General features: G+C 64.5%; 16 protein-coding genes. 6 read left to right on the top strand and 10 right to left on the bottom strand.

Annotation, left to right across the window (positions count from 1 at the left end; all coding sequences use genetic code 11):
* Position 1: 1 nt before the first annotated feature.
* Positions 2 to 1,108: a glycosyltransferase gene (locus tag NFH98_RS08620; protein WP_108133857.1), complete on the bottom strand. Its 1,107-nt coding sequence runs from the start codon at positions 1,106 to 1,108 to the stop codon at positions 2 to 4.
* Positions 1,109 to 1,303: 195 nt separating this feature from the next.
* Between NFH98_RS08620 and NFH98_RS08625 the strand changes: the two genes are divergently transcribed.
* Both NFH98_RS08625 and NFH98_RS08630 read left to right on the top strand, forming a co-directional pair.
* Positions 1,304 to 2,302: an NAD-dependent epimerase gene (locus NFH98_RS08625; RefSeq protein ID WP_349622538.1), complete on the top strand. Its 999-nt coding sequence runs from the start codon at positions 1,304 to 1,306 to the stop codon at positions 2,300 to 2,302.
* 143 nt (positions 2,303 to 2,445) lie between these two features.
* Positions 2,446 to 3,789 (top strand): UDP-glucose dehydrogenase family protein, encoded by a 1,344-nt coding sequence (locus NFH98_RS08630; RefSeq protein ID WP_349622539.1) that lies wholly within the window; start codon positions 2,446 to 2,448, stop codon positions 3,787 to 3,789.
* A gap of 173 nt (positions 3,790 to 3,962) precedes the next feature.
* On the opposite strand, the gene NFH98_RS08635 is transcribed toward NFH98_RS08630, so the two are convergent.
* Together NFH98_RS08635 and NFH98_RS08640 are read right to left on the bottom strand one after the other, a co-directional pair.
* Positions 3,963 to 4,766 (bottom strand): GumC domain-containing protein, encoded by an 804-nt coding sequence (locus NFH98_RS08635; RefSeq protein ID WP_349622540.1) that lies wholly within the window; start codon positions 4,764 to 4,766, stop codon positions 3,963 to 3,965.
* A gap of 217 nt (positions 4,767 to 4,983) precedes the next feature.
* Positions 4,984 to 6,801, bottom strand: coding sequence for a putative bifunctional diguanylate cyclase/phosphodiesterase (locus NFH98_RS08640; RefSeq protein ID WP_349622541.1), 1,818 nt, complete (start codon positions 6,799 to 6,801; stop codon positions 4,984 to 4,986).
* Between the two features lie 297 nt (positions 6,802 to 7,098).
* Here NFH98_RS08640 and NFH98_RS08645 point away from each other — a divergent pair, with 297 nt between their 5' ends.
* A complete protein-coding gene (locus NFH98_RS08645; protein ID WP_349622542.1) occupies positions 7,099 to 7,926 on the top strand; it encodes a 2OG-Fe dioxygenase family protein in 828 nt (275 codons plus the stop codon).
* 303 nt (positions 7,927 to 8,229) lie between these two features.
* Here the strand turns inward: NFH98_RS08645 and NFH98_RS08650 are convergent, their stop codons facing one another.
* The 6 genes from NFH98_RS08650 to NFH98_RS08675 form a co-directional block, all read right to left on the bottom strand.
* On the bottom strand, positions 8,230 to 9,351 hold the full coding sequence (locus tag NFH98_RS08650) for a pyridoxal phosphate-dependent aminotransferase (protein WP_349622543.1): 1,122 nt from the start codon (positions 9,349 to 9,351) through the stop codon (positions 8,230 to 8,232).
* A 108-nt stretch (positions 9,352 to 9,459) separates the two neighbouring features.
* Complete coding sequence (locus tag NFH98_RS08655; RefSeq protein WP_349622544.1) at positions 9,460 to 10,890, bottom strand: FAD-binding oxidoreductase; 1,431 nt, start codon at positions 10,888 to 10,890, stop codon at positions 9,460 to 9,462.
* On the bottom strand, positions 10,890 to 12,650 hold the full coding sequence (locus tag NFH98_RS08660) for an ABC transporter ATP-binding protein (protein WP_349622545.1): 1,761 nt from the start codon (positions 12,648 to 12,650) through the stop codon (positions 10,890 to 10,892). The genes NFH98_RS08655 and NFH98_RS08660 overlap by 1 nt, the downstream gene beginning before the upstream one ends.
* A gap of 3 nt (positions 12,651 to 12,653) precedes the next feature.
* Positions 12,654 to 13,487 carry an ABC transporter permease gene (locus tag NFH98_RS08665; RefSeq protein ID WP_045993012.1) on the bottom strand — a complete coding sequence of 278 codons (834 nt, stop codon included), beginning with the start codon at positions 13,485 to 13,487 and terminating at the stop codon, positions 12,654 to 12,656.
* Positions 13,484 to 14,464 (bottom strand): ABC transporter permease, encoded by a 981-nt coding sequence (locus NFH98_RS08670; protein ID WP_045993011.1) that lies wholly within the window; start codon positions 14,462 to 14,464, stop codon positions 13,484 to 13,486. The genes NFH98_RS08665 and NFH98_RS08670 overlap by 4 nt, the downstream gene beginning before the upstream one ends.
* Before the next feature lie 95 nt (positions 14,465 to 14,559).
* Positions 14,560 to 16,257 (bottom strand): ABC transporter substrate-binding protein, encoded by a 1,698-nt coding sequence (locus tag NFH98_RS08675; RefSeq protein WP_083970426.1) that lies wholly within the window; start codon positions 16,255 to 16,257, stop codon positions 14,560 to 14,562.
* A 258-nt stretch (positions 16,258 to 16,515) separates the two neighbouring features.
* On the opposite strand from NFH98_RS08675, the gene NFH98_RS08680 reads away from it, so the two are divergent.
* The 3 genes from NFH98_RS08680 (at position 16,516) to NFH98_RS08690 (ending at position 19,801) form a co-directional block, all read left to right on the top strand.
* The gene (locus tag NFH98_RS08680) at positions 16,516 to 17,214 is read left to right on the top strand and encodes a GntR family transcriptional regulator (RefSeq protein ID WP_045993010.1); all 699 of its coding nucleotides are present in this window, start codon (positions 16,516 to 16,518) and stop codon (positions 17,212 to 17,214) included.
* Positions 17,215 to 17,442: 228 nt separating this feature from the next.
* Positions 17,443 to 18,750, top strand: coding sequence for an ArgE/DapE family deacylase (locus NFH98_RS08685; RefSeq protein ID WP_349622546.1), 1,308 nt, complete (start codon positions 17,443 to 17,445; stop codon positions 18,748 to 18,750).
* A 406-nt stretch (positions 18,751 to 19,156) separates the two neighbouring features.
* Positions 19,157 to 19,801: a lysozyme gene (locus NFH98_RS08690; RefSeq protein ID WP_349622547.1), complete on the top strand. Its 645-nt coding sequence runs from the start codon at positions 19,157 to 19,159 to the stop codon at positions 19,799 to 19,801.
* A 72-nt stretch (positions 19,802 to 19,873) separates the two neighbouring features.
* Here NFH98_RS08690 and NFH98_RS08695 read toward each other — a convergent pair whose 3' ends face one another.
* Positions 19,874 to 20,494: a TetR/AcrR family transcriptional regulator gene (locus tag NFH98_RS08695; protein ID WP_045993008.1), complete on the bottom strand. Its 621-nt coding sequence runs from the start codon at positions 20,492 to 20,494 to the stop codon at positions 19,874 to 19,876.
* Positions 20,495 to 20,590: the final 96 nt, after the last annotated feature.

Here is a 20,590-nt window from a genome sequence, read left to right on the forward strand (position 1 = left end):
TTCAGGCTGAACCTGACTGCAGGGCTTCGAACTTCGGCAGCACGTTTTGTGTGAGAAACTGCTGATAGTGGCGCGGTTCGATGGTGACGGGCGCCTCGGCCATGCGCGCCAGGGCGCTGGCAAGCCCTGCCTCGTCGTCGCGTGCCACCAGAAAGTCTTCGAGTTCCTGGGTCAGGATCTCCTTCGGGCCACTGGGGCAGTCGACACTGATCACTGGTGTGTGCAGCAGCAGCGCCTCGATCAGCACCCGTGGCAGGCCTTCGGCGTCCGAGGTCAGTACCATGGCAAGGGCGTTTAGTATGTAGGGGTAGGGGTTGGCGGTATAGCCAAGCCAGTGGATGTGATCATCGAGCCCCAGCTCGCCGATCATGGCCTTCAGTCGTTGTTCATTTTCTGGCTTGCCCTTGCCCAGCAGCACCAGGGGCACATCGAGGCCATGCTCGTCCCGGGCCTGGCGATAGGCCCGCAGCAGGCGGTCCTGGCGTTTGCGCGGCTCGATGGCGGCCACCGACAACAGGTAGCGGCCTTTTTCGACCCCTGGTGGCAGGTTAAGGGGCTCATCTGCCATTGCGACAAAGGGCTCCCGCTCGTAGGGGTTGTAGATCGGGATGATCGTCTCGGCTTCAAGTCCCACCACCTGCTCGAGGTTTTCCTTGACGCCCTTGGACACTGCAATCACCTTGCGCCCGCCGTAGAAGCGGCGCACCTTGGCAAAGGCCTTTTCCCGGGCGGCCGGGTCGCTGAACTTGGCGCTGACGTCGGACTTGATCCAGAAGTAGAGGTTGGGCCAGTCCAGGTGGCGGGTGATCTTGTCGCAGGAGCAGGAGATCACCACCTCTGGCCGCCAGGTTTCAAGGGCCTTCTGGACCTTGCGGGCCTGCCACTTTTCGGTCAATACCGTGGAAGTCGCCTTGGTCAGGCGCGTGACCACCGCCAGGTTCTCGATATCGAGGCCGTCCGGCAGGCGGTGCTCCACCTTGTCGCGCAGGGTGAAGACCTTGACGGCGTGACCACGCTGGCGCAACTGGTCCGCCGTGTACAAAAGCGACTTCTGGGCGCCGCCTCCGTAGAGGTCTTCGATGACAAAGGCGATTCGCTGATGGTTCACGGCGGCTCCTGCTGGGCTGGCGATGTTGGATCGTCGCGAATCCTACCATAGCCGAAAAGCCAACACGCAAAGGGTCGCCTTTCGGCCTAGCAGTGGATGCTTTGGGTAGCCACGTCCAAGTGATTCGCGATGTGACGCGCAGCGTTTTGCCGGATGTCGCGTTACAATGGGCGCGCACTTGGCAAGGACTCTGCGATGAAACTCCTGATTACAGGTATGGCAGGCTTTATTGGCCATGCCGTGGCAAAGCGGCTCAGCGGTGCGGGCCATCGAATTGTCGGTATCGACAACCTCAATGACTACTATGATGTCGCCCTCAAGCAGGCACGCCTTGATGACCTGGCGGGCTGTGAGGATGTGCGCTTCCTGAAGATCGACTTGGCCGATCGGGCGGAGGTCGCAGCGTCGTTCGAGCAGGAGCGCTTCGATCGAGTCATCCATCTTGCCGCACAGCCTGGTGTGCGATATTCCATCGACAATCCCCACGCCTACGTTGACGCCAACCTGGTGGGGCACCTCAATATCCTGGAGGGCTGCCGTCACGGTCGGGTGGAGCACCTGGTCTACGCCTCGTCTAGTTCGGTCTACGGGGCCAATGACAAGGTGCCCTTTGCCACCGACGATGATGTCGACCATCCCATCAGCCTCTATGCGGCCACCAAGAAGGCCAACGAGCTGATGGCCCATACCTACTCCCACTTGTATGACCTGCCCACCACCGGGCTCAGATTTTTCACCGTCTATGGGCCATGGGGGCGTCCTGATATGGCGCTGTTCAAGTTTACCCGGGCGGTGCTGGAAGGTCGGCCCATGGACGTCTACAACCATGGTGACATGTCCCGGGACTTCACCTACATCGACGACATCGTCGAGGGCGTCGTGCGCGTGCTGGATGTGGTGCCTACACCACGGGGTAGCACCGAGGTCACCACCGATACGGCCTCTGCCCCCTACGCGCTCTACAACATCGGCTGTGGTAGCCCGGTGTCGCTCATGGACTTCGTTCGCGCCATCGAAAAAGCGGTGGGGCGAGAGGCGATCTGCCACTACAAGGACATGCAGCCGGGTGATGTGCCGCGTACCTGGGCGGACACCGAGGCGCTGTATCAGGCAACCGGGTATCGCCCACAGATGCCGGTGGAAGAAGGCGTGAAGCGCTTTGTCGACTGGTACCGCCACTTCTACGCGGTGTAAGCCAAGTGGGGACAAAGTGCGATAGGTTGTGCCTGCGGGGCCTTCTTGCTATCCCATTTGCCCCAGGCAAGGAAACGGCTGTGCCATTTGCAGGGCGGGATTGCTATCCTTGGCCGATCAAAATGTTCAGTGAGTGACAAGGGATGAAGATCACCATTTTTGGCACCGGCTACGTGGGCCTGGTCACAGGTGCTTGTCTGGCGGACGTCGGTCACGATGTCATCTGCATGGACGTGGATGAGAACAAGATTGCACGCCTCGAAGGCGGGGAGATCCCGATCTTCGAGCCGGGGCTTGAGCCCATGGTCAAGGCCAATGTGGCGGCGGGGCGGCTCAAGTTCACTACCGATGCCGCCAGGGCGGTCAACCATGGTGTGCTGCAGTTTATTGCTGTGGGCACTCCACCGGATGAGGACGGCAGTGCAGACCTGCAGTACGTGCTGGCGGTGGCCAAGGCCATCGGTGAGCATATGCAGGACGACAAGGTGGTGGTCGACAAGTCCACCGTGCCGGTGGGCACCGCCGATCGGGTCAAGGCGATGGTGGAGTCCCAGCTCGAGCAGCGCGGTGTCAGCCTGAACGTTGACGTCTGCTCCAACCCTGAGTTTCTGAAGGAAGGCGCGGCCATCGAGGACTTTGCCCACGGTGCGCGTATCGTGGTCGGTACCGACTCCGACAAGGTCAAGCAGCTGATGCGGGAGTGCTACGCGCCCTACATCCGTCTGCAGGAAAAGCTGATGTTCATGGACGTGCGGGCGGCGGAGCTGACCAAGTACGCCGCCAACGCCATGCTGGCCACCAAGATCAGTTTCATGAACGAGATCGCCAATCTGGCCGAGCGCCTCGGCGCCGACGTGGAGCAGGTGCGTCGCGGAATTGGTAGTGACCCGCGGATCGGCTACCACTTCATCTACCCGGGCTGTGGCTACGGCGGTTCCTGCTTCCCCAAGGATGTCCAGGCGCTCGCTCGCACCGCCCGCGAGGTGGACTACGAGGCCGAATTGCTGGGGGCGGTGGAAGCGGTAAACCAGCGTCAGAAGCAGACACTATTCGCCAAGCTGGCCAACGCCTTCGACGGTGACCTAAAGGGCCGCACCATCGCCATCTGGGGACTGTCGTTCAAGCCCAATACCGATGACATGCGTGATGCCCCCAGCCGTACCCTGATGGAGGCCCTGTGGGAGGCCGGCGCCAGGGTCCAGGCCTATGACCCTGAGGCCATGGGCGAGACCCGTCGCATCTACGGCGAGCGTGATGATCTGATGCTGGCGGGCGATCGCATCCAGGCGGTCAAGGGCGCTGACGCCTTGGTCATCTGCACCGAGTGGAAGGAGTTCCGCTCGCTGGACTTCCCCTGGCTCAAGGACCAGCTGTCGATGCCGGTGGTGGTGGATGGCCGCAACCTCTATGACCCCGAGAGCGTGCGCCAGGCCGGGCTGATGTACTACGCCGTCGGTCGTGGTGATTCGCTTGAGGGCGTTGCGTAAAGAACGCTGAAGGAGAAGGGGCTATCTGGACGGCGTTTTAACAGACAGCGCGTGAGCCGCATTGCCTGCTAGCTCTAATAAAGATAGCCGTAAAGAGAAACGCCCCGAAGGCCTTGGCCTTCGGGGCGTTTTGTTATTGGCGCAGATGTCCGCCTGGCGGGAGCGAAAGGCCCTTAGTCCTTGCGGGCTGACGCCTTGCGCACCGTGCCGGCGAATTCGGCCAGGAAGGCGGCCATCACCGCCAGCATGCCGCCCAGCACGATGGCCAGTGCCATGATCAGGGCCTTGCTGGTGCCCACCGGTTCGCGACTCTGCGCTGCCACGCGCTGAATACTACCTTCGGCGAGGTAGGCCAGCTTCTCTTCGATGTCGACCACATTTCCGGTGTAGGTGGCCACCAGTTCGGCGGCACTCTCCGAAGTTGACTCCTTGGCGGCCTCGAGGCTCTCGTTAGCGCTGGCGAGCTGCTGCTCCAGTGTCTCGCGACGCTTGGCGACAAGCTCATCCTGGTCGGCCTTGACTGTGTCCAGAAGCCTCTGGTGATACTCGGTGGCCAGTTCGGCGTCTGCTTCGACAGCCTCCGAGGAGAGGGTCAGGAAAGCCACGTCTTCCGGCGCCTTGGCGGTAGTCTCGAAGTCCAGCTTGTCGAGGGATTTTTCCTCCAGCAACTGGCTTGTCACCATGTCGAAGTAGTAGTTGTCGATCTTGGCGACCACACTTTCCGGGGTTTCCAGCAACCCGACACCGGCGTCACCGCTGGGCTGGCGTTCGGCCACGTGGTAGACCGACACGTAGCGGTAGCTGTCGGCCTTGATCAGTGCAAAGGCGAGCGCCAGCAGCACAATGACCAAAAACACCCCTGCCATCATCTTCCAGCGCCTGACCAGAATCAGGGTGATATCGACCAGCGATATCTCGTCATCCGCCGGTGGCCTTGGATAGTAGTGCTCCGGAGGTTGGGTGGGGGTGTCAGCCATTGCAGTGGGGTCCTTGCTCGCGCTTCGCCGTGTCCGAGGAGTCGGTGGCGGAGTGTTCAATGTTATGTAGAAAGTTGATGGCACAATTCATTGCGAGGTGCCTTGCAGAGGATACAGAAGCCGCTGTAACGCGCAAGCGCCTGCGTGCAAGATGAGGCTATAAAAGGGCTGGCGCGCAATGGTTGGTGAGAAGTGGGGCATCCTGACAAGGGCGCGCCTAGTGACTCATTTTACCTGTTGGCGAAAGTGCCGACTTGTCGGCACGTAACAGCCTCGCCGCCAGATTGGCATCCATGGGGCGGTGGTAGTAGAAGCCCTGGAGCAGGTCGCAGCGCATTTCCTGCAATAGCGCCTGCTGCTCGTCGGTTTCCACGCCTTCGGCGACGACCTCGAGACCGAGGCGGTGGCCAAGAAAGATGCTGGCTTCCATGATCGCCCTGTCCCGGGGGTCCTGGGTGCATTCGGCGACGAAGGTGCGGTCGATCTTGAGCGCGGTGATCGGCAGCACCTTGAGGTAGCTCATCGATGAGAAGCCGGTACCGAAGTCGTCGATGGCGATCTTGTAACCCTGGTCATAGAGTCTGCGCAGGCTGTCCAGCACGTCCTGGCCGGCCTCGATCAGCACGTTCTCGGTGAGTTCGATGCCGATCTCGCGAGGCCCCAGGCCGTATGACGCGACGCAGGAGGCGAAGGCCTCGAACATGCCGGGCATGACCGCGTGACGCCCGGAGACGTTGACGTCCACCCGCACTTGGCGGCTGCCCTCGGCGCGCCATTGGCGCTGTTGCTCGCACACCTTGTGCAGCACCCAGTTCTCCAGGCGTTTGATCAGTTCGCTTCGTTCGGCCACCGGGATGAACTCCGCGGGGGAGATGGCTTCACCGTCTCGGGTCGTCCAGCGTAGCAGCGCCTCGAGGGAGTCGATATGCCCGCTGGCGGCAGCCACCTGGGGTTGGTAGACCAGGCCAAGTTCGCCGCCGCCGTCCTGATCGAGCAGGCGCTGCAGGCGTTCGGCGATGGTGTGCTGGCGCACCATCGCCGCGTGGGCTTCGGGGCTGAAGAACTGGTAGGTGTTGCGGCCGGTGAGTTTGGCCCGGGTCTTGGCGGCGTCGGCACTGCCCACCAGTTCCTGCACCTCGCTGCCATTGTCGGGAAAGGTGCTGATGCCGATCGATGCGTGGATTCTCAGTTCGCGGCCGTCCACCCGCATCGGACGGGAGAGGCTTTCCAGCAGGCGCTCTGCCACCTGTATGGCGTCGGTGGCCATGTCCACCTGGGGCAGGGCCAGCACGAACTCATCGGTACCGAAGCGGCAGAGCAGGTCATCGCTGCGCCGGAAGGCCTGCAGGCGATTGGCCGCCTGGCGGATGACCTTGTCGCCGCAGTCGTAGCCATGGGTGTCGTTGATCTCGTTGAAGTGGTCGAGGTCGACAAACAGGATTAGCAGGCTGTCGTTGTGGCGCCGACATTCTGCCAGGGTCCGCTTGAGCTCGATTTCGAAGGCGTGGCGGTTGGGCAGGCCGGTCAGGCGGTCGAAGCGCGTCATGTAGTCCAGATCACGACGCGCCTTGCGCTCACCCGCCAGATCGATGTCGATACAGAACATCAGCGGATTGTCGGTCTCCCGGCCCAGCATCACGTGGTGGGAGAAGACCGGTACGCTGGCGCCGGAACGGTGCTTGAGCTCGAGCTCTTCGGCGGGGATCTCCACGCCCCGGTAGACCCACGCCTGGTGAGCATCGATCACCGCGTCCACCATGGCCTCCGGTATCAACAGCTGTTCCAGACGCTTGCCCAGGGCTTCCTGCTCGCTGTAGCCATACAGCGCCTGACTGGCGCCATTCCAGTAGATGACGCGCCTGTCCCTGTCATACCCCTGCACCGCGACGCGCGAAAGGCTCATCAGCAGTTCACGAAAGCGCCAGTCGCTGAGCGTCAGGGACGGCAGCGGGAGGGCGTTCTCTGCGCCGCTACCGGCATCGGCAGCGGTCGAGCGCGGTGCGTGGAATCTGTCACCGATGTGCAATGGCGTCATTTCCTGAGCAAGGGCAGCGAGGTGTGCCAGAGGGTGTGCCCGAACAAAAGTAACGAATCCGCATATATCGGCAGTGTCGTACAAATTGTCGCTAGCAGCGAGTACCAAACGCCGGAATGAGTTTTTCCATTATCGGAATAAACGTCGCAGATACTCTCTTTTGGCAGCAAGTTGGTCAACGAAGTTTCTTCGTTCGCGGTATTTGACCGCTGTGTGGGCGCTCCACATGATCCTCGGTGTTGCATATGCAACATCCATGAAGTGCACATGTTTGTGCAAAAAACCGAGGTTAATGACATGAAAATAGCGCAGAAAGTCGCACAAGATAGGCATCTTGCCGCCATCGAGACGATCAACGTTGGGCTCCGGATTCCTGAATCCGGGTACTGGGATTTCTCTGTCCTAGAGGAGGTTGCCTCTCAGTCCTGGAGCAAGACGCGCCTGTCGCATATTGATCTGTCCGCCTGGCAGTCATTTCTCGGCGACCTGCCGCGGGACCCCTACGTCAATCGCCGCTGGAAGCGCATGTCCTGGCTGCACCTGAACGACGAGGGAGAGGTCGAAACCCTGGGCGAGTGCCCCATGGCCCAGGGGGGACGCTTCAATGACGCTGCCAGCATGGCGGATCGGCTGCGCTACTACGAGCCGCTGTTGCCCGAGTTTACCGAGCGCGAGGACGTCAAGGCGTTCGTCAAGGCCTGGGCGGAGCTATGGGGGCTCGAGCGCCGCGCGCCCATTCTGATGCAGATCACCGGTGTGCGTGGTGACGGCACCGTGGATCCGTTGCAGGGGCAGGGCATCCACGCCGACGGCTGCAAGTACCTGAGCATCGTTGTGCTCAATCGCGACAACGTCAGTGGGGCGGTGAACACCCTGTATCGGGACAAGGCCGGCCAGCAGGAAGTCGGCCGGGTGACGCTGGCGCCGGGGGAGGTGCTGCATCTGCGTGACGATCGCCTGTTCCATAGCGTCGATGCGATCACCCAGTGCGAGCCAAGCGCCCCTTTCGAGCGCTTTATCATCATCATCAACGCATGCTTCGTGGACGAGTTCCAGAATCGCATGTTGCGCCGCCACTTCCCCAAGGCGGTGTTGAACGAAGCGATACTGGAAAGCGCCAGCTGAAGGCCGGCGTCCACCAGGCAAGGTGGCGTCGGTGGCGTTTTACCGACGTTGAGGGTCCGTGGCGAGGTCCGGGTCGAGTGCTCGGGCCAGCCGCTTGCTATGCTGGCATGCGATAGGGCTTAAGGCGCTTACATCACCCCAGCATTACCGCCAGGCGACCTCGGTCGCCTGGCGGTACTTTTTGTTGAGATATCCTCTGCTATTGAGACCTCGCCTGCCGTTAATATCCTGTCTGGCATCGAGGTCTCGCTTGCCATCGAAACCTTGCCTGGAAACTGACTTTCCATCGCCTCAGCGTTGGCCTCAGACCCCCTCACGCACCGCCTGCTCCAGGCGGGCAAGTCGCCCGGGCTCGAGGGCGTCGGCCACGGCGGTGATGCGCAGCACATGTCCGAGGGCCGGGTGGGCCGGGCGTGCGATCAGCTTGCCTTCGTCCAGCAGGTCGGCGTTGACCCGCTTGGCCAGATCCGCGTCGGCCAGACGAATGCCGATAAAGTTGGTACCACTCTCCAGCACGTCGGCGCCCAGTGCCTTGAAGTGCTCGGCGAGGCGCGCCCGGCGCTCCAGCACCGCCCGGATGTGGGCGTCGGTCTCGTCCTGGTGGTCCAGCACCACCTCGGCGGCGGCCAGGCTCAGGGTCGACACCGCGTAGTGGATGCGCACCTTCATCAGCATCGCCAGGGTGTCGGGCTCGGCGATGGCGTAGCCGACGCGCAGCCCGGCCAGGCCGTGGGCCTTGGACAGGGTGCGACAGCGAATCACCCCGGGCAGGGCGCGGGTAAAACTGGGCTTTGCGGCGTCGTCGCGAAAGTCGTGGTAGGCCTCGTCCAGCAGCAGCCAGCAGTCATCAGGCAAGGCGTCACGCAACCGCGCGACCGTAGCCTCGTCGTGGACGAAGCCGGTGGGGTTATCCGGGTTGGCCAGGTAGACGAGCCGAGCGTGGTGGCGGTGGGCGGCGTCGATCAGGGCGTCGATGTCCGGCGCCAGGTGGTCGGCGGTCTCCTCGTAGTCGACCTCGATCAGGCGGCAGCCCTGGCCCTTGGCGAAGTAGCCGAAGGTGGGGTAGGTGCCGGCGGAGCTGACCACGCTGGTGCCGGCGGGGGCGGTGGCCCGCAGCACCAGCGCCAGCAGGCTGTCGCAGCCGGCGTCCACCAGCAGGGTATCCAGGTCGAAGCCGTGCAGCCGGACGAGCCGTTCGCGCACGCCCAGGGCCTCGGAGTCACCGTAGCAGTAGACGTGCTCGACCATGGCGTCACCGAAGTGCTCGCGCAGGGCGCGATGGGGCATGTCCAGGCCTTCGTTGGAGCCCAGACGGTGGGGGATCTCCTTGCCGATACGGCGCTTCAGCACCCAGATGCCAGGGAAGGGGTTGTCCGGTCCCGGGGAGTAGAGGTGGTCGGCGAAGGTGGGGGTATCGGATGCCATGGGATGTCCTGTGGGAGTTGGCTTGAAGGGTGCGGAGGCCTGTCAGAGAGTGTCCGAGAGCGTTACGACAGCGGCCTATGCTAATAGGTCACGTCAGGTCAGGTCAGGTCAGGTCTGTGGCGCGGTCCAGGGCACCACCTTGTGGCGGTTGAGCAGGCCATGGGGGTCGAGGGTGCGCTTGAGCGTCGCCATCAGCGCGAGTTCCTCGGGGCTTCGTGAGATAGCCAGCCAGTCGCGCTTTTCCAGGCCGATGCCGTGCTCGGCGGAGATCGATCCCTTGACCCGGGCCAGCGGCTCGTAGAGGCAGGCCTCGACCTCGTGGCGGGTGTCCGGATCGTCGCTGCCCACACCCACCGACAGGTGCAGGTTGCCGTCGCCCAGATGGCCGAACACCGCCAGGCGTACCTGGGGCCAGCGGGCCTCGAGGCGTGCCTGGACCTCGGCGACATAGTCCTGCATCTCGCCGATCGGCAGGCTGACGTCGAAGGCCATGATCGGCGAAAGCGCCTCCACCAGTCCTTCGATATCATCGCGAATCGCCCATAGCTTGTCGCGCTGGCTTTCCGACTGGGCGATCACGGCGTCGACCACCCAGCCCTGTTCGACGGACGCTTCGAGAGCCGCCTCGAACTGCTGGCGGTGGTGGTCCTCGTCGTTGGCCAGCGACTCGATCAGGGCGTAGTAGGGCGCGTCGGTGTCCAGCGGCGGCTGATGACGCTCCTGTTCGGTGATCAGGGCGAAGTGGTTCTGCCACATGGCCTCGAAGGCGGCGAGGCTTCCGCCAAGGCTGTCACGCAGGTGCGTAAGCAACGACGTCATCGAGGTGAAGTCTGGACAGGCGACCAGCGCGGTGCGGGTGTCGCCAAGCGCCGGCTGCAGCTTGAGCACCGCCCGGGTGACCACGCCCAGGGTGCCTTCGCTGCCGATGAACAGCTGCTTGAGGTCGTAGCCGGCGTTGTTCTTGAGCATCGGGCTCATGGCGCTGATCACCTGGCCATCGGCCAGGACCGCCTCGAGCCCGAGCACCTGCTGGCGCATCATGCCGTAGCGTATCACCCGGTTGCCGCCGGCGTTGGTGGCGATATTGCCACCGATGCTGCAGCTGCCACGGGCGCCCAGGTCGAGTGCGAACTGCATGCCGACCTCGCGGGCGGCCTCCTGGACCTTCTGCAGCGGCGCGCCGGCCTGCACGGTGATGGTGCCGGCCACCGGGTCGATCTCCTCGATGGCGGCAAGACGCTCGAGTGACAGCGCGAGCTCGTCCGGGGCCGCCTCGGCGCCGTGGACCAGCCCGGTCAGGCCGCCGTGGGTGACAATAGGCTGGCGGGCCTGGTGGCACAGGGCGAGCACCTCCGCTACCTGCTCGGGGGTGCCGGGCCGCACGATGGCCGCGGCGCGACAGGGCGCCCCGCTCAGCCAGTCCACCTGGCGGCTTGCCACGTCGTCGCCGGTCAGCACCTGGGCTGTGCCCAGGCGCTCGCGCAGTGTCTCGATCAGGGTGGCAAGCGATGACGATAGTTGCTGGGAGGTGACGGCCATCAGAGTGTGGTCTCCTCGTTGCTGGTCTTGTCATCGGTGGTCTTGTCGCGGCCGGGAATGGCGGCGAGCAGTTCGCGGGTGTAGTCGGCCTGAGGTCGGGTGAAGACTTCCTGGGCGCTGCCCTGTTCGACGATGCGCCCCTTCTGCATGACGATGATGCGATCGCAGATCTGGGCGGCGACGCGCAGGTCGTGGGTGATGAACAGCAGCGACAGCGAGAAGCGTTGCTTCAGGTCCTCGAGCAGCTCCAGCACCTGGGCCTGGATCGATACGTCCAGCGCCGACACCGCTTCATCGGCGACGATCAACTCCGGGTCCAGTGCCAGGGCGCGGGCGATGCCGATGCGCTGGCGCTGACCGCCGGAGAACTCATGAGGGAAGCGGTCGGCGCTGCCGCCAAGCCCCACCAGTTCGAGCAGCTCGTCGGCCTTGGCCAATGCCTGGTCGCGGGGCACGCCGTTGGCGATGGGGCCCTGGGCGATGGCCATGCCCACCCGGGTGCGCGGGTTGAGTGAGGCGTAGGGGTCCTGGAACACCATCTGCACCCGGTGGCGCTGGCGCCGCAGGGCGTCGCCCTTGAGCGCGGACAGGTCTTCGCCGCCGAGCAGGATCTCGCCGCTGTCGGGGCGCTCCAGGCGCACGACACAGCGTCCCAGGGTCGATTTGCCGGAGCCCGACTCGCCGACGATGCCGATGGTCTCGCCGCGTGACAGGGTGAAGCTGACCTCGTCCAGGGCGCGTACCTCACGGGAGGGCTTGAACAGCCCTCCGCGGGAACGGAATACCCGATTCAGGTCGCGTACCTCGAGGATCGGCGTCGGCGCCATCGGCTCGCGCTCGGGCGGTGCGGCGTCGCTGGGAATGGCCTCGATCAGCGCCCGGGTATAGTCGTGACGGGGGTTGTCGAGCACCTCGTCACGGCGACCGATCTCGACGATCCGACCGTGGCGCATCACGCACACCCGGTTGGCGATCTCTGCGACCACGCCGAAGTCGTGGGTGATGAACATCACCGCCATATGGTGGCGACGTTGCAGGTCGGCGATCAGCTCGAGGATCTGCGCCTGGGTGGTGACGTCCAGCGCGGTGGTGGGCTCATCGGCAATCAGCAGCTTCGGTTCCAGCGCCAGCGCCATGGCGATCATCACCCGCTGACGCTGGCCGCCGGAGAGCTCGAAGGGGTAGGCGCGGATGGCCCGTTCGGGCTGGGGCAGGCGGACTTCCTTGAGCAGCTCCAGTGCCCGGGCCTGACGCTCGGCGCCCTTGAGCTCGCCGTGGGCCTCGAACACCTCAGCGATCTGGTCGCCGATACGCATCAGCGGGTTGAGGGCGGTCATCGGCTCCTGGAAGATCATGCCGATCTTCTTGCCGCGCAGCGCCCGGTGGCGCTTTTCGTCGAGGGTCAGCACGTCGTCGCCCTCGAACATCACCCGCCCGGCCACCGGGCGCACGCCCTTGGGCAGAAGGCCCATGACGGTGTTGGCGGCCATGGACTTGCCGGAGCCGGATTCGCCCACCACGCACAGGATCTCGCCGGGGCTGACTTCGTAGGACAGCTCTTCCACGGCGTATTCGCGATCGGCGCCGGCGGGCAATGCGACGCTCAGGCCCTCGATGCGCAGGATCGGTTCTGGGGCGGGATCGCCGCTGTGATCGCCGCAAGGATCGCCAGCGGTTGCTCCCTTCGGCACCTTCACCGTTTCGCTGCGCGGTGCAGTGGAAGCGCTGGTGCCGCTGGTGCTGTTGTCAAAGGTATTCATGGCTCAGCGCTCCCGTGCGAGTTTGGGGTTGAGGGCGTCATCGAGCCCTTCGCCGACCAGGTTCAATGCCAGCACGGTCAACAGGATCGCAAGGCCGGGGAAGAACGACAGCCACCAGGCCTGGCGGATCACGGTGCGCGCAGCGCCGATCATGTAGCCCCAGGACATCACGTTGGGATCACCGAGGCCGAGAAACGACAGCGCCGACTCCAGCAGGATGGCGGTGGCCACCATCAGCGAGGCCAGGACGATGATCGGTGACAGGGTGTTGGGCAGGATCTGGCGCAGGATGATCTGGGTGTTGGTCTGGCCGACCAGGCGCGCCGCCTCGACGTATTCGCGATGGCGCAGCGACATGAACTCGGCGCGCACCAGGCGGGCCACCGGCGGCCAGCTGACGATGGCGATGGCCAGCACGATGGAGGTCACGCTGGGCTGCATGATCGCCACCAGCACGATGGCCAGGGCGAAGTTGGGGATGGTCTGGAAGAACTCGGTGAAGCGCATCAGGGCGTCGTCCACCAGGCCGCCGTAGTAGCCGGCGATGGCGCCCAGCGGCACGCCGATGGCCAGCGCCACGGCGGTGGATACCAGGCCGATCAGCAGCGATACCCAGGCGCCGTGCATCAGTCCGGCGGCGACGTTGCGGCCCATGGTGTCGGTGCCGAGCCAGAAGCCGTCCTGGGCCAGCGGCGGCAGGAAGGGGCGCTGCACCATGCGCCAGGGGGATTCGGGGAACAGCACCGGGGCCAGCACGGCCATCAGGATGATCGCCCACAGGATGATCAGTCCCACCAGGGCGCCTCGGTTCTGGGCGAAACGGGCGAAGAAACTCATGCGGCGGCCCCCTTGATGCGTGGATCGGCCAGTCGATAGACCAGGTCGGTGGCGATGTTGAACAGGATCACCAGGGCGGCGGAGAAGAAGAAGATGCCGAGCAGCAGGTTGTAGTCACGTTGCATCAGCGCCTCGTACATCAGTCGGCCGATGCCCGGCCAGGCGAACACCGTCTCGGTGAGGATGGCGCCGCCGACCATCTGGCCGGCCTGCAGCCCCGCCAGGGTGATGATCGGCAACAGGGCGTTGCGCAGGATATGGCGACGCTGGATGACCCTTGGCGCCAGGCCCTTGGCCTTGGCGGTCTTGACGAAGTCCTGCTGGGCGGCGTCGAGCATCGAGGCGCGGGTCATGCGCGTATAGATGGCCATGAAGAACAGGCCCAGGGTGGTGGCCGGCAGTACCAGGTGCTTGGCCACGTCCAGGGCGTAGGCCAGGCCTTCCAGGTTGGCGCCGACGGTAAACATGCCGTAGGCGGGCAGCCAGTCCAGGTACACCGAGAACAGCACCACCGCCATCAGCGCCACCCAGAACAGCGGGGTGGCGTAGAACAGCAGGGCCAGCGCCATGATCAGCGAGCCCGAGGCCTTCTTGACGCGCATGGCGGCCATGGAGCCGGCGAGGATGCCGAGCACCAGCGACAGCACGAAGGCGGTGCCTGTCAGCAGCAGGGTGGCGGGCAGGCGGTCGAGGATCAGGTCCAGCACCGGCATCTGCTGGCGGTAGGAGTAGCCGAAGTCCAGGGTCAGGATGCCGGACACGTAGTGCCACAGCTGGACATACATGGGCTGGTCCAGCCCGAACTGCTCGCGCAGCTGGGCGATGAAGGCTTCATCGGCGGCGCCGGCTTCCCCGGCCAGGATGGCCGCCGGGTCGCCGGGGGCGAGCTGGATCAGCACGAAATTGAACACGACGATCAGCAGCAGCACGATGGCGGCCTTCAACAGTCGTGAAATGATCAGGCGGGCGTAGAGCATGGTGAGGTCCCGGGCAGTAAGCCTGTGGTGATGGCAGCAGCGAAATCAGGGCTGGCGCGGCCCGTGGCGGGCCGCGCCGTATCGCCTTTTTTGGCTCAGTCGGCGATCCAGGCGTCCTTGAAGCCGTCGTTGACGCCCACCGCCGAGGTCACCAGATTGTTGACGTTGCAGCGGTAGATGGTCGGGAAGCCGAGCTCCAGCAGCCAGCCGAGCGGTGCGTCCTCGAGCAGGATCTGCTGCACCTCGTGGTAGAGACGCTCACGCTCGCTGTCCGGATAGGCGGTGGCGGCGGCGTTGAACAGTTCATCCACCTCGGGGTTCTGGTAGCCCTCGACGTTGTTCCAGGGCGAGCCCTTCTCGGTGTTGGTGGACAGGTAGGTCCGCGAGATACCGAGCGCCGGGTCGCCGTACTGGTACAGGTAGGTGAAGGCCAGGTCGAAGTCACGCTCGCCAAGGCGCTGGTTCCAGCCGCCCACGTCGGTGGCCTCGGTGCGCACGTTGATGCCCACCTCCTTGAGGTTCTGCTGTACCGCCTCGGCCCAGCGATTCCAGGTCTCGCCGTAGGGCAGCGGCAGCAGAGTGACCTCCTCGCCGTCGTAACCCATCTCGTCGAGCAGTTCCTCGGCCTTGTCCGGGTCGTAGCTGTAGCCCTCGAGGTCCGGGTCATTGAACTTGGCGTTGGAGCCAAACGGTCCTGCCGGTACCTGGCCCATGCCGTTCCACAGCACGTCCCGGGCGAACTCGCGGTCCATGGCGTACATCACCGCCTGGCGGAAGCGCTTGTCGGCGGTCGGTCCTTCACGATTGTTCATCCACAGCATGGCGAAGGGGCTGAAGTACTCGTGGCCCTTCTCGGTCACGCAGGTGTTGTCCATGGCGGTCAGCCGGGGGACGTCGAAGTTCTCCACGGTGCCGTAGGGCAGCACGTCGACGGTACCGTTCTCGTAGGCCACCGCGCGGGAGGCGCCGTCCGGGATAACGTGCCAGTTGATGCCATCGAGGTAGGGCAGGCCTTCCTCGTAGTAGTCATCGAAGCGGGTCAGCTTGATGACGGTGCCGCGGTCCCAGCTGTCGAACTGGAAGGGACCGGTGCCGATGGGGTGGTTGTTGGCCTCGTTGTTGCGGAAGTCGGTGCCGGCGTAGATGTGCTCGGGCACCATGGTGAAGGTGCCGGCCTCAAACGAGATCAGGAAGGGGCCGAAGGGCTTTTTCAGGGTGAACACCACGGTGTGGTCGTCGGTCGCCTCGATGCTCTCGACGTGCTCGAGCACCGCACGGGCGCTGGGATTCAAGTCGCGGTGGAAGACGTCGGCGGAGAACACCACGTCTTCGGCGGTGAAGGCCTCGCCGTCATGCCACTTGGCGTTTTCCTGAAGGTGGAAGGTGTAGGTCAGGCCGTCTTCGCTGATCTCCCAGCTCTTGGCCAGTTGCGGCATCGGCTCCATGTCGGTGGAGTAGCGCAGCAGGCCCTCGTAGATGTTGCCGGCCACCGTGCGGGTGGGGGCGTTCTGGATCATGCCCAGCACCAGGCCCGGCGGCTCCGGTTGGATGATGGTGTCGATGACACCGCCCCGCTGGGGTTCCTGGGTGGCCTCTTGCTGGGCGTCCTGGCCGTCGTCCTGGGCCAGCGCCGGGGTGGCCGCCAGCGGTAGCAGGGCGGCGAGCCCCAGCGTCAGCAGGGAAGTGTTGAAGCGAGAGGCGCGTGCCTGAGTCGAGCTTGCCCGGGGCGAGGGGGACAGCGGCGAGCAAGATGGCAGAGCGGCGAAGTGGGGGTGGCGGGAGTTCGAGGTCATATCAGGGCACCTTGGTGGCCCGGAGGTGTTGCCAGAGGTGCGTGAAGCCAGGGGCAGAAAGCGCCGCCAGTGCGCTGTTGCCGGGCTTTCGCGTCGCTGAGGCCAGCTCCGGGACTGTTGTTGTTGGGGATTTCCGTAAGCCCTTTAGAACCTAGCAGCCTCGGCACAAACTGTCGACAGTCGGCAATCGACTGTTGTTCGACGCAGGATGCGGTCATACTGGGGTATGACCCTTCAGGCCAACTACGGGAGTCGAGCATGGCCAATCCTCGGGACCCCTCAGCCGCGCCCTTCGTGGTTCAGCGCAACCTGGTGGACCAGGTGGTCGACTACTTGACCGAGGCGATCCTGGCCTCGCGCTTCGCACCGGGCGAGCGGTTGTCGGAGGCGGGGCTGGCGGCGGAGCTCGGCATCAGCCGGGCCCCGGTACGCGAGGCCGCCAGGCTGATGGAGAGCCGTGGCCTGCTGGTATCGCGACCGCGGCGCGGGTTCTTCGTGCGTACCCTGGATGTGGCCGAGCTGAGCGATGTCTTCGATCTGCGCATCGGTCTGGAACGCCACGCCTTCGAGCGTGTGATGACGCGCTTCGACGCGGCTATCGAGCAGCGTCTGCATCGGCAGATCAGTCGTCTGTGCGAGGTCGCCGCCGGTGATGACGAGGGGCTCAAGATCGAGGAGGACCTGGCCTTTCATCGCCTGGTGTTCGAGCTGGCCGACAACGCCCGGCTGGCACGTGCCTTCGACGACCTGAGCTTCGAGCTGCGGCTGTGCATCACCCTGATCACCCGTACCCACGAGACCCCCGAAAGCATCGCCGCTTCCCACTGGCGGCTGCTGGAGGCACTGAAGAGCGGTGATCCTCAGCGCTGCCGGGACGAGGTGGACTACCATATTGGCGTGGCCAGGGACTCGGTGATCGAGCGGTTGGCCGATCACGCCGGGGTGGCGCGTGGCTGAACGACTGGGCGACGTCGGGAGTGACGTCGTGGTCGAACTAGCGACTCCAGCAGTGACTCAAATACCGATTCAAATTGCGACTCAAATAGCGACGTAAGTCCTGGTCGAACGGTGGGCCCAGGGCCGCGGCTAGAGCCTGTATCGGGTGCGGTGGGCTTGTGCTGCAGGTGCTCGAAGGTGCATAACTAGTACGCGTAAAACACATTTAACATGCGGGATTTGCCGTCAATGACGACACCACAACTATCCACCGATGCCCTGGACGCCAACGAACGGCGGCTGCTCGATGCCTGCGACGAACTGATGCCGGAGACCCTTGCCCTGACCAGCGCTCTGGTGCGCGAGTACAGCGTACTGGGGGCGGAGGCCGGGGTACTTGAGGTGATGGAAAGCCATCTGCTGGACATGGGGCTGCCTGTCGAGCGCGTACCACTGCCCGAGAAAGGCGCAGATGCCGAGCAGGCACCGGTGGCCAGGGGCGTCGACCGACACAACCTGATCTCGGTGATCAACGGCACCTCGTCCAGGCCGCATCTGATCTTCAACGGCCACCTGGACGTGGTGCCGGCGGAGCCGCTGTCGATGTGGTCTCGTCCGCCCTGGGAAGCCTGGCAGGAGGACGGCTGGCTTTACGGGCGCGGCGCTGGCGACATGAAGGCTGGCATCGCCGCCATGGTGACGGCGGTGGCGGCGATGAAGCGGGCAGGGCTCGACATCGATTTTCCGCTGACGCTGCAGACGGTGATCGAGGAAGAATGCACCGGCCATGGCGCGCTGGCCTGCCTGGCCCGTGACGGCCGCGGCGACTTTGCGCTGATTCCCGAGCCTTTCGGGGCGACCCTGACCACGGCCCAGATCGGCACCCTGTGGTTCAAGGTGTCGCTGGATGGGGTGCCGGCACATGTGCTGGATACCGCCGCCGGGGCCAACGCCATCGAGGCGATCCAGTTGGTGGTGGCGCCGCTCAAGGCACTGGAGGCGGAACTGAACGCCGGGCGCGAGCCGCCCTATGACGAGATCGAGCACCCGTTCAACCTGAATATCGGCAAGATCGAAGGGGGCAACTGGGCGTCCAGCGTGCCGTCCCGGGCGACCCTGGAGGGGCGTATCGGCTTCGCGCCCGAAGTTCGGGTGGAAGACATCATGGAAAAGGTGCGGCGCTGTGTCGAGGCGGCGAGCGCCTCGCTGGGCCCGGGTATCTCCGGGCTGGACGTCGAGTTTCACGGCTTCCGCTCCGAGGGCCACCACGTCGACACCGACAGCCCCGGGGTCGCCCTGCTGGCCGATTGTCATCGTGCGCTGACCGGTGAGGAGCTGCCCTCGGTGGCGTTGACCTGCACCACGGATCTGCGAGCGCTCAATCGACACGGCATCGCCGGGACCTGCTACGGGCCCGTGGCCGAACGCATCCATGGCATCGATGAGCGGGTCGAGATTGCCTCTATCCAGCACACCCTCAAGGCCTACGCGCTGTTTCTGTATCGCTGGGGGCGCTGGGCCGAGGGCCAGGCCGCTTCCGATAGCTGTCCGCAGTGATACCCATGGTCCGGCCAGCCCTGGCCCGGCCAGCCCTGGTCGGGCCTTCACGTTCGCCGTGCAAGCCCGGCCTGCACGCTCGGTCCACAAGCACAGCCTGCAAGCTCAGCGCGAAAGCCTGACCCGCAGGCCTGTCTGCAAGACCCGCCCGAAAGACCCGCCCGCAAGTCCAGCCCGCCAAATCCCTCGCCTCAAGCTCGACCCATTAAGGTTGACTGGGTCGAGCACTTTCGTCTGTGACCGCCGAACGACTCGGTTTCTGTTGTCCTGAGTCGGGGTTTTGCCGTCAGCAGGCTGACACTCTAAAAGCGTTGTTCCATGGAGTGGAGCGGCGGGTGCTGCACGAGCGGGCTCAGGAATGTCGACCTTTCATGCAGAGCTCGCGTCAATTGGCAGGGAGGGTGGCATGGCAACACAAGTGGGCGGGAAGGATGACCCCGAGGAGAATCCCGCAGACAGCGGGACAAGACGTACAGGGCCGAGACCGGTTTCGCTCTACGATGCGATCGACGCGGAGGTCAGTCCTCCGCCCGGTCGGCTGAGCCCGAGAGGGCGACGATGGTTGATCAACGCCGAGGGCTGCCGGCTGATGCCCTATCTCGACCTGAGCGGAGCGCCCATCCACCACTGGCAGAAGGGGGCGACGATCGGGGTGGGGCATCTGATCATTCGGCAGCAGTGGCCGTGGTTTGCCAATGGCATCGACAAGCAGTGGGCGGAGTCACTGTTGCGCCAGGACCTGCAGCACGTGGAGCTTGGGGTGCTCGATCGCCTCGAGGCCTGTCGTCCCTGGGTGGGCGCGCGAGGTCTTCGTCAGCACCAGTTCGATGCCCTGGTGTTGCTGGCCTTCAATATAGGACTGGCGGCATTTTCGAACTCTTCACTGGTAGCCATGCTGTGTGATTCGCGTACGGTGACCCCCTACGCGACGCTTGAACAGGCGTGGCTTGCCTGGAAGTACGCTGGCGGCGAGGTGATGCCAGGATTGGAGCGGCGTCGCGCCGAGGAGTGGCGCATCTTCAATGAGGGTGACTACGGGCCTGACATCTAAGCCGGTTTTCTTGTAGGGAGCCCGCTAGAAGAGGTGCCCGAAGCGGGGTGGGGCGAGGTGTCAGCCCTATCTTCAAGTCGGTGCATGCCCCGCCAGAAAAAGCTCGGTCGCGTAGCGTGCGCGGTGGTCTCTCGCCTCCAGTGTCAGCGAGGGTGGGCGCCCGACCAGCGAATCGAGCATCCATTCCCCGAGCACCATGCCGGTAAACAAGCCGGCCGAGGTGCGCGGGTCCTTTACCACCAGCTTGCCGCGGGCATGCTGGTCGCGCAGGTAGTCGGCCAGTTCACGGCGGGTACGATCCGGGCCGTGATCGAGAAACAGTGCTCCCAGCTCCGGGGCACGCTCGGCCTCGGCGGCGATGCCACGAATCAGGCGGATGTTGGCGTTTGGCAGCGCCAGGTCGATCAGGTCTCGGGCAAGCTCCTCCAGCACCTCTTGCGGCGGACGCTCGCCGGCCTGTCCCAGTCGACACCAGACACTGGACGCCTGGGCTTCCAGGGCCGCGGTGAACAGCCCCTCCTTGTTGCCGAACAGCTTGTAGAGGGTGCTTAGCGAGCCGCCCGCGCGGGCGACGATGTCATTGACGCTGGCGCCGGCGTAGCCCTTGTCCAGGAATACCTCGCGGGCGGCGGCCAGCAGCCGCTGGCGGCGGGCCTCGCCCTTCGGTGTAGAGCATGAATCTGCGGACGTCATCGTGGCTTCCATCAATCCAGGAGGGGGCGATATCAGGCTGTCGGGACGATTGTAGTCTGCATTACACATCCATGTTTCAACGCCAGGATGTGCGGG

Origin of the sequence: Halomonas sp. H33-56, assembly GCF_040147035.1 — a bacterium.
Classification (GTDB): Bacteria; Pseudomonadota; Gammaproteobacteria; order Pseudomonadales; family Halomonadaceae; genus Halomonas; species Halomonas litopenaei.

Excerpts from the sequence above, each read along its gene's own strand:
- NFH98_RS08625 (WP_349622538.1), top strand. The coding sequence starts at position 1,304 with ATGAAACTCCTGATTACAGGTATGGCAGGCTTTATTGGCCATGCCGTG.
- NFH98_RS08630 (WP_349622539.1), top strand. The coding sequence starts at position 2,446 with ATGAAGATCACCATTTTTGGCACCGGCTACGTGGGCCTGGTCACAGGT.
- NFH98_RS08635 (WP_349622540.1), bottom strand. The coding sequence starts at position 4,766 with ATGGCTGACACCCCCACCCAACCTCCGGAGCACTACTATCCAAGGCCA.
- NFH98_RS08640 (WP_349622541.1), bottom strand. The coding sequence starts at position 6,801 with ATGACGCCATTGCACATCGGTGACAGATTCCACGCACCGCGCTCGACC.
- NFH98_RS08645 (WP_349622542.1), top strand. The coding sequence starts at position 7,099 with ATGAAAATAGCGCAGAAAGTCGCACAAGATAGGCATCTTGCCGCCATC.
- NFH98_RS08650 (WP_349622543.1), bottom strand. The coding sequence starts at position 9,351 with ATGGCATCCGATACCCCCACCTTCGCCGACCACCTCTACTCCCCGGGA.
- NFH98_RS08655 (WP_349622544.1), bottom strand. The coding sequence starts at position 10,890 with ATGGCCGTCACCTCCCAGCAACTATCGTCATCGCTTGCCACCCTGATC.
- NFH98_RS08660 (WP_349622545.1), bottom strand. The coding sequence starts at position 12,650 with ATGAATACCTTTGACAACAGCACCAGCGGCACCAGCGCTTCCACTGCA.
- NFH98_RS08665 (WP_045993012.1), bottom strand. The coding sequence starts at position 13,487 with ATGAGTTTCTTCGCCCGTTTCGCCCAGAACCGAGGCGCCCTGGTGGGA.
- NFH98_RS08670 (WP_045993011.1), bottom strand. The coding sequence starts at position 14,464 with ATGCTCTACGCCCGCCTGATCATTTCACGACTGTTGAAGGCCGCCATC.
- NFH98_RS08675 (WP_083970426.1), bottom strand. The coding sequence starts at position 16,257 with ATGACCTCGAACTCCCGCCACCCCCACTTCGCCGCTCTGCCATCTTGC.
- NFH98_RS08680 (WP_045993010.1), top strand. The coding sequence starts at position 16,516 with ATGGCCAATCCTCGGGACCCCTCAGCCGCGCCCTTCGTGGTTCAGCGC.
- NFH98_RS08685 (WP_349622546.1), top strand. The coding sequence starts at position 17,443 with ATGACGACACCACAACTATCCACCGATGCCCTGGACGCCAACGAACGG.
- NFH98_RS08690 (WP_349622547.1), top strand. The coding sequence starts at position 19,157 with ATGGCAACACAAGTGGGCGGGAAGGATGACCCCGAGGAGAATCCCGCA.
- NFH98_RS08695 (WP_045993008.1), bottom strand. The coding sequence starts at position 20,494 with ATGACGTCCGCAGATTCATGCTCTACACCGAAGGGCGAGGCCCGCCGC.